Source organism: Butyricicoccus porcorum (assembly GCF_002157465.1).
Taxonomy (GTDB): Bacteria; Bacillota; Clostridia; order Oscillospirales; family Butyricicoccaceae; genus Butyricicoccus_A; species Butyricicoccus_A porcorum.
In genome coordinates, this window is sequence record NZ_NHOC01000003.1 from 95,685 (window position 1) to 109,153 (window position 13,469).

Below are 13,469 nucleotides of genomic sequence, written 5' to 3' on the forward strand. Positions count from 1 at the left end.
CGCTGACCTGTTTCCGAAAACAGAGAAAAAGGATGAAAATGCTTGACTTTCAGGCCGGTTTGAGTGATATATGTCATACCAAAAAAACAGGAGGAAGGCAACGTGAAGATTGAGATTTTAGGGGCGGATACGCAGGCAAAACGACCGAAGCTCCGAGTCTGCGCCTATGCCCGTGTGTCCACGGCCAGTGATGCACAGGAGGACTCACTGGACAATCAGAGCATAACCTATGAACGGCTGATTTCCTCAAATCCGGAATATGAGTTCGTGGGGGTTTACGCCGATCAGGGCATTTCCGGCTACAGTGAGCATCGGCCTGCATTTCAGAACATGCTGCAGGATGCAAGGGAGCATCGCATTGATTTAATTCTGACAAAGTCCATATCGAGATTCGCAAGAAATACCGTCACCGTCCTGAAGTACGTCCGTGAGCTGAAGGAACTGGGTGTCGGTATTTTGTTTGAGGAGCAGAATATCCACACGCTTTCCCATGAGGGCGAACTGATGCTGGCTGTCCTTGCATCCTTTGCGCAGGAGGAATCCCGCAGTACAAGCGAGAACAACCGGTGGACGGTGCGCAAACGGTTTGAACACGGGGAGCCTATCATTAACACAACCTGCTTCATGGGATATGATAAAAACGAATACGGGGAACTGGTGGTCAACCCGGAACAGGCGGCAATCGTCAGACGGATTTTCCACATGTACCTGAGCGGATACGGCGCGTTCCGTATTGCGCAGATATTCAATCAGGAAGGCGTGCCGACTGTGCGCGGCGGCAAATGGGCAGACCGGACGATTTTGGACATGCTCCGCAATGAGAAATACAAAGGCGATTATCTGCTCCAGAAATATTACACGCCGGAAAATATACGCAACCGGAGCGTGCGCAACAACGGCGAGGTGCAGTCCTATTATATTGCGGAGGATCATGAACCGATTGTGACCGTGGAGGAATGGGACGAGGTACAGCGCATTATGGCGGCGCGAAGAGAAAAGCGCGGCATGTCCGGCTCTCAGAAATACAGCAACCGATATCCGCTGAGCGGGATGCTGTTCTGCCCCTACTGCGGCACAACGCTCCGGCGCAAGCAAGTGCACAATAAGCGCATTGAATGGTGGTGCAGTACGTATATCCTGCACGGAAAAGCCGCCTGCAAAGGCGTTCATGTGCGGGACGAAGAGATTCCCCCAATTACAGAAAAAACAGTTGTAGAGGAGGTTATACGCGATGGCGAGAAGCATTACTGTTATACCAGCAAAGCAGACTTTGACGCAGGCATCCACAGAGAACCGGTTATCCGAGAAGATCCGGGTAGCCGCATATTGCCGAGTGTCAACCGACCAAGAAGAACAGCAATCAAGCTATGAAAATCAGGTTTCCTACTACAGGAAATATATTCAGAGCAATCCCCAGTATGAATACGTTGATATTTATGCGGATGAGGGAATCACAGGCACCAGTACAAAGAAGCGGGATGCTTTTAACCGTATGATTGAAGACTGCCGGGCACATAAGATCGACCTGATTATCACGAAATCCATCAGCAGGTTTGCCCGGAATACGCTGGATTGTCTGAACTATGTCCGTGAGCTGAAAGGGATTGGAATCGGCATAATATTTGAAAAGGAGAACATCAACACGCTGGATGCAAAGGGAGAGGTTTTGCTCACAATCCTCTCCTCGCTGGCACAGGATGAGAGCCGGTCAATTTCAGAAAACTCCGCATGGGGTATCCGCCGGCGCTTTGAGCAGGGGCAGTATACGATTGCAACCAAGCGCTTTCTAGGCTATGACCGGGATAAGAACGGCAATCTGGTAGTCAATCCGCGGCAGGCGAAAATTGTGCAGAGATTGTATCGGGAATTTCTGGATGGCAAGACCACAAATTACATCGCCCGTATTTTTGAACAGGAACATATTAAAAACTGGGATGGCAGGACGAAATGGCAGACCACTACGCTGGAGAGTATGCTGAGAAACGAAAAATATAAAGGCGACGCAATCCTCCAGAAAAGTTATACCGTAGATTTCCTGACCAAGAAGCGCAAGAACAACGATGGAGAACTGCGGAAAACCGTGATTCATGACGATCATGAAGCGATTATCGAGCCGTGGATGTGGGAGGCAGTTCAGCTGGAGCAGGAACGGCGGAGGAAATACCGGGAAGAGCACGGCTTGAAATTTTATTCCCAGAACACGGCACAAAATCCGTTTTCCGGCAAGGTTATATGCGGGAGCTGTGGAAAGGCTTATGTGCGCAAAGGCTGGACCAGCACAAAGGGCGTGCGGAAGGTCTGGCAGTGCAGTGAACGGTATCGGGTCAAAGGCGTGATTGGCTGTGAAAACCGGCATCTGGATGAAGCTGTTCTGGAAAAAGCATATCACATGGCGTGGAATGCGATATTGGAAAATCAGGATGCGCTTATGCAGAAATGGCGCCGTATGGAGAATGATGAAAACCCGCTTGTACGCTATCGGGGAAAACGGTTTCAGGAATTATCTGCCGGAGCCAGTGAGAATGATGCAATGGACATAGATGTCATGCTGGCTACGCTGAGCCACATCGTTGTGTATGAAGATGGCGTGCTGAAGGTTGTCTTTCTGGATGGCACTGAGGTTGCGTGCGGCGGGGAATAATGAAATGATTTGTAGAGTGAACGGACGATAGGACAGCAGAAAACGCTGTACCGTCGTCCGTTTCCTTTCGGGAAGGGAGCGATACAATGGAACGAATTGATACAACAGCTGTCAGACTGTGTCCGAATTGCGGTGAGAAAGTGATTCAGCCGAAAACAGGACGGCGGAGGAAATTCTGTTCGGAGCGGTGCAGGAGGGAATGGTGGTCGGCACATCCAGAGGATATCATGCGGCAGGAAAGCGCCAATTACCATTTAACCTGCGCATACTGTGGCCGTCAGTTTATTTCTTATGGAAATAAAGAGAGAAAATACTGCTGTCATTCCTGCTATATTCATGACCGGTTCTGGCGGACAGAAGAAAACAGAAAAACATCGTGAAAGCGAACCGGCAGGTACGGCATCGAGAAATAGGCCGCATCTGCCGGCTTTTTTTTGCGCAAAAAAAAGCCGCCGAACAAAAATTCGACAGCATTACTCGTTATCCACAAATTGAACAATATCATTGGGGGTACAGTCTAAAATCCGGCACAGCTTTTCCAAGGTGAGCAGGGTGATGTTTTTGTTTTTCTTAAAGGAATCCAGCGTTTTGTTATCAATGCCCTGCTTGAGAAGCTGGTATTGTGTCACGTTCTTTTCCTTCATGGTACGCCATAGTGGGCTGAAATCTATAATCACAATCACCGCCTTATGTGGGATACGTTCATTATAGAATGCCCAATATAAATTGGATATTGTGGATATATTCACAATATAGTATAATGGCTCTGTCAGGGGAATAATTCGGCAAATTAGCTACTGGATATTGACTTAAAACAGAGGTAACATCATCACACCAAATCAAGAGACAGGTGGAGGCTGATGTGAAAATGAAACGAAACGGTTTGTGTTCCGGTGCAGCCGGAGAGGTTATGAAAAAATGGAGAAGCTATCTCGCCGAACATCCGGTGGATTACCATGGGGATGTGGATTCCATGCTTGAGTTACTTTATCATTTCTTTACGGAATATGAGCCCGTGGAAAATGAGGAGCTTCGCAGGCAATTTGCAGAACTGGAACATCAGCTCATGAGTTCTCTGGGGGAAACGGGGGATTCCTGCAGAGAAACCGTAGAATCCCTCATGACAATCGTTAGCAGTGTTTGTGCGGAGTGCGAGCGTGCAGCGTTTATGGAAGGTGTAAAAGTTGGAGTAAGGCTGATACTGGAACTGACGGAAGATCAGTCTCCGTAACATCTATCATATTCTGATCGGGAGGCGGCAGCAATGAAGATTGAACGGTATTTTTATTCAGAAGCAAAAGCGGAATGGGAACAGCAGCTGGAGAAAATGCGCCGACATCAGGAAGCTCTGTATTTGTCAGAGGACAGATCAGATGCCGGGGCTGAAGAGACAGATGTTGAGGAAGAGAGTGCTTATATGGAATGGATCTCCGAGGTCATGGATGAATCGAAGAACACATTTCCGGCTGACCAGCCGCCGATTTGTACGATTGCCAATCCGAAAAAATACAGCGAGTTCAGGGGACTGGTGAACGAAGCGATTGAGCTGGCAAGGGCAGTCAGAGCAAATCTTCTGGTAAATGTGGAAAATCTCACAGCTTCCATTATTCTGGTCGGCGATGACATGGCCTTTGCTGGTGAAGAGAAACAGATACTGGACAGGCTGACTGAATCGGCTGACGATGTAGATGTAAAGCTGTCTGTGGATGTGGGGGATGGCAGTCCCACGGATATTGATGGAATTGTGCAGATGGAGTTCTGGTTTGATTTTTATGAGGAAGTGGAGATGGAGGAATGAAAAGAACGGTGTAGTTACTTGATAATGAAAGATCATATTATATTCACAAAATGTAAAAATTAATTAATTTGATGAAGGAACCCGAAGATTTCTTTTACTGATCATCGGGTTCTTTTATATGAAAGTATTTTTGACAGCATATGATCAGATGCACATTGAGCGATTACTTAAAGAAATATAAGTCGAGTTGTATTTACTACTAAAATTTGGTATAATATATATATTATACTTTGTTGTATTTGAATCATTCGATGTATCTTTGTGCGGTAATGGAGAAACATATGCCTACCAAATATGCAAGCAATGCAGGAAACAGCAGCGCAGAAGAGAAATTTGTACAACTGTTTTGTGACGTATTTGGCCCAGAAAAAGGTCAATACGTCTATTTGCAGTTTCCATTTCTTGATATTTACGGAAAACACCGTACAATTGACTTTGCGATTAGAGATAAAGAGGGAAAGATTGCCTTTGAAATAGACGGAAATACATGGCATAACCCTGCTAAAGTGTCGGAAGATAAATATTTAGATGATTTGTTAAAACAGAACAGTCTGATTTATGACGGCTGGAAGGTGTATCGCTGGACAGATGCGCAGTTGGAAAAAACTCCGGAACGTGTAAAGGACGAATTGGTTACCTTCCTGGGCACATCTCCGGCGTTGTTTTTTATTGATGATATAATGCCGGAACAGAAAGGGAAAGTTTTTTCGCTGCGTGAGCATCAAGAAGAGGCATTGGATAATCTGAAACAGATGCGCATGGATGGGCACACGATTGCTCTTGTCCAAGGCGCAACAGGTTCAGGTAAATCTGCTATTGGTATTCTTGATGCAAAAGCGGTGGGAAAACGAACACTTTTTCTCGCTCATACGAAAGAATTAGTCCTTCAGGGCTATCATAATTTCTTGAAGTTATGGCCGGAAGTAAGCGTGGGAAAATATATCGAGGACGAGCACGATACAGATACATATGTGGTTTGCGGCAGCATTCAAAGCATAGTTCGTAATTTAGATGCGTTTAACGCAGATGAATTTGGATATCTTATCATTGATGAATGCCATCACGCATCAGCAGATACATACAAAAAGATTCTGTCTTTCTTTAAAACCAGATTCACTTTGGGATTAACAGCCACGCCGGAAAGAGCAGATGGAGAAGATTTGCTGGATATTTTTCAACATGTAGCGCATAAACTGGATATTCAGGAAGCGGTTGAAAACGGCGTGCTGGTACCGGTGCGCTGTATTCGCGTTAAGACTAATATTGACCTGCAAGATGTAAGAATAAACGGCTTTAGATATAATTCACTTGACCTGGAAACAAAGATTATGGTCCCCGGCCGAAATCAGCTTATTGTGGATACCTATCTGGAATATGTGAAAGGTAAATCCACGGTTGTTTTTTGCACATCAGTAAATCATGCAAATCAGGTAGCCAATTTGTTTCGACAGAAGGGGATTCGGGCGGAAAGTATTTCCGGTTCCGTGAAAACCATAGAACGGAAAAAGATTTTGCGCGATTATGAGAATGGAGATATTTCAGTACTTTGCGCCTGCGACTTATTAAATGAAGGTTGGGATAGTCCGCATACAGAAGTATTGTTTATGGCGCGTCCAACCATGTCGAAGACAATCTATATACAACAGTTAGGCAGAGGAATGCGGACGTGTGACGGGAAAGAATATCTTATGGTGTTTGACTTTGTGGACAATGCAAATATGTTTAATTGTCCGTATTCAATGCATCGATTATTTCATGTTGCTGAGTATTGCCCGGGAGGCATGATCCTTGGCAAAAAACATGACATTCAATGGGATAAATCTTTGTTTACCAAAGGTGAGAAACCGGAAGCATTGGTCGATTTCCCGATTCATGCCATGGATTATGAGGTTATTGACTTATTTAATTGGCAGGATAAAGCTCAGAATATGATTTCACAATTAGAGTTGACTAGACGTGTCAGCGCGCAAAGTGAAACAATTGACCGTTATATTCGTGACGGAAAAATAAAACCGGATATGGAAGTCCCGATTAGCGAGCATCGAACGTTTAAATATTTTGAGCCCCATCGTATTCCACAACTGTGTAAAGAATTTGGCTGGAAGCAGATTACATCCGCGAACATCAAGCAGATGTTTATGGATATGGCCAAGAAGATGAATATGAGTTATTCCTATAAACCCGTATTTATCAAAGCTTTTTTAGAGCATATGAATGAAGATGGTGAAGCACGGATTGAAGATGTCGTTCAGGAATTTGCAGCTTTTTATGAAGAGAGAATAGAACGGGGATTGCCGGCCGAAAAGAAGAAGTGTATTTTCACCAAAGGCGGATACACTGAGAAGGATGTGGAACGATTGATATTGGCAATGCCTTTTAAACGATTTGAAGACATGAATTTCATGCACCATTCAAAATACATGGGAGTAATTCAACTGGACAAGCAAATTGTTAAACAGCTGACGGATGATAATATTCGGGAACTGCGCCAATATTGCGATATTGCACTAGAACGTTATTTCGGTAATCAATAATATGAATACAACGGAAGCAACAATTTCTTACTATAATCACAACACAGACAAATTTATTCAGGAAACTGGAAATTTGCAATTTTCCTCAGTTCAAGAGATGTTTTTACAGTATGTTCCGGACGGGGGACTGATTCTGGATTTAGGATGTGGATCAGGAAGAGACAGTAAAGTATTCCTGGAAAAAGGATATCGTATTGTAGCTGTTGACGGCTCAGAAAAAATGTGCAGAGCGGCACGTGAATATATTGGACATCCGGTGATATGTTCCTTGTTTCAGAATTATCAGCCTGCTGAAAAATTCGATGGCATTTGGGCTTGTGCCTCTTTGCTGCATTTACAGGAGAAAGATATTATATCGGTTATACGAAAAATGTCTGATGCACTTAAAGTGAATGGTGTATTCTATATGTCATTCAAGTATGGCATTGGAGCTGAAATGCGATTCGGAAGATATTATACTGATTTTACAGAAGATACGATGCAAAATATGATTCGTGGGATCTCGGAATTATCGTTGATAAAAATGTGGTTTACACAAGATATAAGGACAAACAATGATACGAAGTGGTTGAATATTTTGTGCTCAAAATCATACTTCAATTAATTAGCTGATTATAGTTTGAAGTAATATAGTGATGTTTTTAAACAGATATAGACAGTGAGGCATTTAATATGGCATTTGATCCAGGATATGATATTGGACAAATTGTTTCCAATAAAGATATTGTAAATACATTTGCATGCGGAAATATGGGCGGTATGCGTCGATCTCATAAAACCAATACGCTGGTTCTTGTAACTGATTATACAAAAGGGCTTTACCATGATAAATGGATTGGCGGAGTTCTGCATTATACAGGAATGGGAAAACGTGGTGATATGGATATACATTGGTCCCAGAATGCTACGCTGGCTGAATCAGGAAGTAACGGTGTTGATCTTCACCTTTTTGAGGTTATAGATCCTGGTCAGTATATCTACTGTGGTCGAGTCCAACTTGTTGCACAACCTTATACAGAGATTCAACCGGATGAGGATGGAAACAATCGACTTGCATGGATGTTTCCGGTTAGGCCTGTACCAGATAACGATGTGACAAAGCCAAAGAATTATGTATTTAAAGATATAGAAGATTATAAGGCACGCGGCAAAAATATTGATGTCAAGTTGATAAAGCAACAAACAAAAAATGGATCTACGAAGAGGCGAAGGAATTCCAATAGTAGTGGAAAAATAGGATTAAAAGGAAAGACAGTAAAGCATATAGTTTATGGCATAGGGGTTATCATGGGATATGATGGAATAATTATGACAGTTAAATTCTCTGATTGTGCTGAGGTTAAGAGTTTAAATTATCAGTTATGTATGGAGAAAAAGTTGATTGAATTCACGTAAAAATTCAATATAATGATATGGATGAACGACGTACAACTTGCATGTTGGTAATATCTATTCTGAAAATAATGGAGAAATAACAATGGCTGATAAAAATACTGCCAATATTGGTTTTGAAAAACAAATATGGGATGCTGCCTGTGTACTACGTGGCAACATGGATGCATCTGAGTATAAAAATGTGGTTTTGGGCCTGATTTTCCTGAAATATATATCAGATCGCTTTGATGAGAAACATCAGGAACTAGCGGCCGAAGGCGATGGATTCGAAGAGGATATTGATGAGTATACATCCGAGGGAATCTTTTTCGTTCCTGCCGGTGCGAGATGGAACGAAATTGCAGCCAAAGCGCATACACCGGAAATTGGCACTGTCATTGATGATGCCATGCGGGCAATTGAAAAAGAAAATAAACGTCTGAAGGATATCCTTCCGAAAAATTTTGCACGTCCTGAGCTGGACAAGCGCCGCCTTGGAGATGTCGTGGATCTATTCACAAATATTCAGATGATCGAGCACGGAAGCGAAAAAGACATCTTAGGCCGCACCTACGAATACTGCCTTTCTATGTTTGCGGAGAAGGAAGGTAAGCGTGGCGGTGAATTCTTCACGCCTTCTTGTGTTGTGCGAACATTGGTCGAGGTGCTCCAGCCGTTTAAGGGGCGCGTATATGATCCCTGCTGTGGTTCTGGCGGTATGTTTGTGCAGTCGGCAAAATTTGTAGAAAACCACAGTGGAAACATCAGCAATATTTCTATCTACGGTCAGGACTCCAATCCAACTACATGGAAGATGGCGCAGATGAATCTGGCGATCCGCGGGATCGAACCAGATCTTGGTGCGTATGCGGCAGATACGTTTCTTGAGGACCAGCATCCGACCATGCGTGCAGATTACATTATGGCCAATCCACCATTTAATCTCTCGGACTGGGGTGCCGACAAATTAAAGGATGATGTTCGCTGGCAATACGGTATGCCTCCGGCAGGCAATGCTAACTTTGCATGGTTGCAGCACATGATTTATCACCTGGCTCCTGCCGGAAAAATTGGCATGGTGCTTGCCAACGGTTCCCTCTCCTCCCAATCTGGCGGCGAAGGTGAAATTCGGAAAAATATCATCAACGCGGATCTGGTGGAGTGTATTGTTGCGATGCCGACGCAGTTGTTTTACACCACCCAGATTCCGGTTTCTCTGTGGTTCCTGAACAAACAGAAAAAGCAGCCGGGCAAGACTTTATTTATTGATGCGCGGAAACTGGGAACAATGGTGAGCCGCAAGCTGCGGGAACTGACGGATGAGGACATTGCAAAGATTGCCGATACCTACAAAGCGTATGTTGCAGGCACTCTTGATGATCAAAAAGGATTCTGCGCGGTTGTCAACACGCAGGACATTGCCAAGCAGGACTATATTCTCACGCCGGGTCGCTATGTTGGTATCGAGGAACAGGAAGATGGCGGCGAACCGTTCGAGAAGAAGATGAGCCGTTTGACGTCTGAACTGTCTGAACTCTTTGCAAAGTCTCACGAGCTTGAAGCTGAGATCAAGGAGAGACTAGGAGCGATTGGGTATGAACTATAAGAAAATCTTTGGTGAATTGCCCAGAAACTGGACGGTAGGCACACTCGATCAGTATGCCGAAGTTATTGATCCTCATCCCAGTCATCGCGCACCTTCAGAGGTATCTGATGGCTACCCATTTTTGGGGATTGGTGATTTGGATTACTACGGAAATGCAACATTTGATAAAGCGCGCCATGTGGGATTGGAAATCATCGAGGAACATGAGCATAATTACAAAATAACAGAAACTTCTATCGGCTATGCAAAAATGGGTAACACTATTGGTAAAGTGGTATCCTTCCCCAGCAGACAAGGAAAGACCCGTTTTGCAGTAAGTCCTGCACTTTCTGTTATTAACCCTAATGATCAAATCAACCCATATTACCTAAGAGCAGTAGTTGAGTCCAATGCTTTTTGGGGACAAGTTAACGGAAAAATTACCGGGTCTACGCGTCCAAGTATTGGAATACAACAACTCCGTAAAATACTGATTCCTCTCCCCCCTGAGGCTATACAGGAGCGAATCGGCGAAATTTGGAAGGCTATATATGACAAGATATCTGTCAATACAAATATAAACGATAATTTACAGCAGCAAGCAGCAGCTTTGTTTGCCAACTTCTACGATCACGCAGAAACAGAAGTGGGCTTTACAGAAATAATTCAAATTCTCGGTGGTGGTACACCTAAAACCGGTGAAAGTTCGTATTGGAACGGCAATGTACCATTCTTCACTCCTAAAGATGTAGGCTTACCTTACACGCTCTCCACCGAAAAGACAATAACCGAGGAAGGTCTGGCTCATTGCAATAGCCGTCTCTATCCCGTAAACACTGTTTTTGTTACAGCGCGAGGCACAGTGGGCAAAGTAGGTTTGCCTGGTGTCCCTATGGCAATGAATCAGTCGTGCTATGCACTCGTCGGCAAAGAAACACACCAGCTTCTTGTTTACTTCTATACCCTTAAAGCAGTTGATCGACTTAAACACAAAGCAAGCGGAGCTGTGTTTGATGCTATTACAACCAGAGATTTTGAGTCAGAGATTATCATGAAGCTCTCTGATGAAGACGCACAAGGCTTTCTGGATGTAGCTGAGCCTATCTATCAGGCAGTGTTAAGTAATTCTATCGAGAATTTGCGGCTTGCTGCGCTAAGAGATTCCTTGCTGCCCAAGCTGATGTCTGGTGAGATTGATGTCTTTGACATTCAACTCTAAGCCGCTAAATTATCGTTTACCGCTTTAATAACTCTCACCAGTGGCGAGAGTTCTACCAAAGGAACTGCCACTGATTGTCGTTCTCTTAATCTACACGAAGGAGATACGACATGAACGAAGAAATCATTCAAGAGATCGAGCGTAGAATGCTGCCTCATCTCAACAACGAACAGCTCAAAAAGCTGAAAAATGTGCTGGAGGACACGCTCCACGGCTTTACTGTACTTCCAAGCGAAGATGCACCGAAGCCAAAAGAGCGAGATGCGGTTGACGCTTTTATCGTTGCAAAACGCATTGAAGGATGCTCCGAGAAGACCCTGACCTATTACCGAAAGACTATAGAGGCGATGATCTCCGGTATTGGAAAAACACCGCAGCAAATCACAACAGATGATCTCCGCAAGTACTTGACGAGCTATCAGGTCCAACGGAAATCCAGCAAAGTCACGATTGATAACATCCGCCGCATTCTGTCTAGTTTCTTCTCTTGGCTGGAAGACGAAGACTTTATTGTGAAAAGTCCGGTTCGCCGGATTCACAAAATCAAAACAGCTAAGGTTATCAAGGACACTTATACGGATGAGGCGTTGGAGCAGATGAGGGATAGCTGCACTACGGCAAGAGATTTGGCGATTATTGATCTTCTCGCGTCCTCTGGGATGCGTGTTGGTGAGATGGTTACGCTCAACCGTGATGACATCAACTTCAACGAACGAGAGTGTGTAGTTTTCGGAAAAGGCAATAAGGAAAGGCTTGTCTACTTTGATGCCAGGACGAAAATTCACTTGCAGAACTATCTTGAAAGTCGCACAGATGACAACCCCGCCTTATTCGTCTCGCTTAAAGCCCCCTATGAACGCTTGATGATTGGTGGCGTGGAGACCAGACTCCGAGAACTCGGAAAACGCTTGAACCTCCCGAAGGTTCATCCGCACAAGTTCCGCCGGACGCTGGCTACATCAGCCATAGACAAAGGAATGCCCATAGAGCAAGTCCAGCAGCTCTTGGGACATCAGAAGATCGACACCACCATGCACTATGCGATGGTGAAACAACAGAATGTGAAGCTGGCGCACAGAAAATACATCGGATAGGATGGTGAAATCATGGAAATACACGAGGTAAAACTAGGTGATGTCGCTGCGGTCAAGGGAGGAAAGAGACTCCCAAAAGGTATCAACCTCATCACCAAACCAAACACCCATCCGTACATAAGAGTACGAGACTTGAGCGGAAAAAGAACTCTCGAATTGGATAGCTCGTTTGAGTTTGTTGACGATGAGACGCAGAAGACTATTTCCAGATATATTGTCAATGATGGAGATATTGTTTTATCAATCGTCGGAACAATAGGTCTTGTAGCTATTGTTGGTAAGTCCTTGAATGAAGCAAACTTAACCGAAAACTGTGTCAAACTGACTTCTTTGTCTGGAGTTGATAGGGACTTCTTGTACTATTTCTTAAAGTCCCCCTATGGGCAGCAGGAAATTACTCGAGGCACAGTTGGAGCAGTTCAGGCTAAGCTACCCATCAAGAATATTCAAGACATCACAATCCCTTTACCAGATGAACTTACACAGAGTAAGATCGCAGCCGTTCTTTCGTCGCTTGATACAAAGATCGAGACAAACCAAAAGATAAACGATAATTTAGCGGCTTAGAGTTGGATGTCAGAGACATCAATCTCACCTGACATGAGCTTGGGCAAGAGCGCATCGCGCAGTTCGGCCAACCTCATGTTTTCAAGAGAGTTATAGCGCATTTTTAAGAACATTGGTGTTACCGCTTCTCTAAATGCCGATAGGCTTTGTTTAACAAATTTCGGAAGATGGAATTGTCCTATTGTTTCAGCAGAAACACGCTGTCTTCCGCTGCTACCATTCATGTTTTTGACTGCGTAATCGACAAATGCAGGGTAACGAGCCAGACAGTACAGCATCTCAGGTGGTACACCATTTCTGGGTGCAAGAACAATATACTCTGTCGAGCCAAACGCAACCTCGTCTTTATCAAGAAAGTCAACGAAGGCAGTCTTGCCGTTTTCAAGACATGGGGTAATACGTGCTAAAAGGGTATCACCATTGGCAAAACGCATTCCTCCGTTAAATGGTTTTGTATCCCATCCCAAAGGGAATGCTCCGCTTGTTGATAATTGACTCATGTCAATACTTCGGGCAATCTGATTCTTTGCCAATACTCGCTTCGGATTGAGATACGCATAATCAGATACCGTACATTCATCATTGTCAGCGTCAATCATGAGCTTGTCAAACAGAGCGAATGCTTGCTGCTGTAAATTATCGTTTATCATTCATTTT

General features: G+C 44.2%; 13 protein-coding genes. 11 read left to right on the forward strand and 2 right to left on the reverse strand.

What is annotated here, in order from left to right:
- Window positions 1–102: 102 nt before the first annotated feature.
- The gene (locus CBW42_RS03920; protein WP_242969778.1) at window positions 103–1,371 is read left to right on the forward strand and encodes a recombinase family protein; all 1,269 of its coding nucleotides are present in this window, start codon (window positions 103–105) and stop codon (window positions 1,369–1,371) included.
- Window positions 1,334–2,641: a recombinase family protein gene (locus CBW42_RS03925; protein ID WP_242969779.1), complete on the forward strand. Its 1,308-nt coding sequence runs from the start codon at window positions 1,334–1,336 to the stop codon at window positions 2,639–2,641. Before CBW42_RS03920 ends, CBW42_RS03925 begins: the two co-directional genes overlap by 38 nt.
- Window positions 2,642–3,114: 473 nt before the next feature.
- On the opposite strand, the gene CBW42_RS03930 is transcribed toward CBW42_RS03925, so the two are convergent.
- A complete protein-coding gene (locus CBW42_RS03930; protein ID WP_330395839.1) occupies window positions 3,115–3,318 on the reverse strand; it encodes a helix-turn-helix domain-containing protein in 204 nt (67 codons plus the stop codon).
- Window positions 3,319–3,509: 191 nt separating this feature from the next.
- On the opposite strand from CBW42_RS03930, the gene CBW42_RS03935 reads away from it, so the two are divergent.
- From CBW42_RS03935 to CBW42_RS03975, 9 genes are all read left to right on the forward strand, one after another.
- Window positions 3,510–3,872 carry a DUF6809 family protein gene (locus tag CBW42_RS03935; protein ID WP_087017990.1) on the forward strand — a complete coding sequence of 121 codons (363 nt, stop codon included), beginning with the start codon at window positions 3,510–3,512 and terminating at the stop codon, window positions 3,870–3,872.
- Window positions 3,873–3,905: 33 nt separating this feature from the next.
- Entirely contained in the window at window positions 3,906–4,439 is a 534-nt protein-coding gene (locus CBW42_RS03940; RefSeq protein WP_087017992.1) for a hypothetical protein, read from the forward strand.
- 281 nt (window positions 4,440–4,720) lie between these two features.
- The gene (locus CBW42_RS03945; RefSeq protein ID WP_087017994.1) at window positions 4,721–6,973 is read left to right on the forward strand and encodes a DEAD/DEAH box helicase family protein; all 2,253 of its coding nucleotides are present in this window, start codon (window positions 4,721–4,723) and stop codon (window positions 6,971–6,973) included.
- A gap of 1 nt (window position 6,974) precedes the next feature.
- Window positions 6,975–7,577, forward strand: a complete 603-nt coding sequence (locus tag CBW42_RS03950) for a class I SAM-dependent methyltransferase (RefSeq protein WP_087017996.1) — start codon at window positions 6,975–6,977, stop codon at window positions 7,575–7,577.
- Between the two features lie 68 nt (window positions 7,578–7,645).
- Window positions 7,646–8,368, forward strand: a complete 723-nt coding sequence (locus CBW42_RS03955) for an HNH endonuclease (protein WP_087017998.1) — start codon at window positions 7,646–7,648, stop codon at window positions 8,366–8,368.
- Window positions 8,369–8,450: 82 nt separating this feature from the next.
- On the forward strand, window positions 8,451–9,953 hold the full coding sequence (locus CBW42_RS03960; RefSeq protein ID WP_087018000.1) for a class I SAM-dependent DNA methyltransferase: 1,503 nt from the start codon (window positions 8,451–8,453) through the stop codon (window positions 9,951–9,953).
- On the forward strand, window positions 9,943–11,151 hold the full coding sequence (locus CBW42_RS03965) for a restriction endonuclease subunit S (RefSeq protein WP_087018002.1): 1,209 nt from the start codon (window positions 9,943–9,945) through the stop codon (window positions 11,149–11,151). The genes CBW42_RS03960 and CBW42_RS03965 overlap by 11 nt, the downstream gene beginning before the upstream one ends.
- Window positions 11,152–11,261: 110 nt before the next feature.
- Window positions 11,262–12,245: a site-specific tyrosine recombinase/integron integrase gene (gene xerA / locus CBW42_RS03970; RefSeq protein ID WP_087018004.1), complete on the forward strand. Its 984-nt coding sequence runs from the start codon at window positions 11,262–11,264 to the stop codon at window positions 12,243–12,245.
- A 12-nt stretch (window positions 12,246–12,257) separates the two neighbouring features.
- On the forward strand, window positions 12,258–12,812 hold the full coding sequence (locus tag CBW42_RS03975) for a restriction endonuclease subunit S (RefSeq protein WP_087018006.1): 555 nt from the start codon (window positions 12,258–12,260) through the stop codon (window positions 12,810–12,812).
- On the opposite strand, the gene CBW42_RS03980 is transcribed toward CBW42_RS03975, so the two are convergent.
- Complete coding sequence (locus tag CBW42_RS03980; RefSeq protein WP_087018008.1) at window positions 12,809–13,462, reverse strand: restriction endonuclease subunit S; 654 nt, start codon at window positions 13,460–13,462, stop codon at window positions 12,809–12,811. The genes CBW42_RS03975 and CBW42_RS03980 overlap by 4 nt on opposite strands.
- Window positions 13,463–13,469 lie beyond the last annotated feature (7 nt).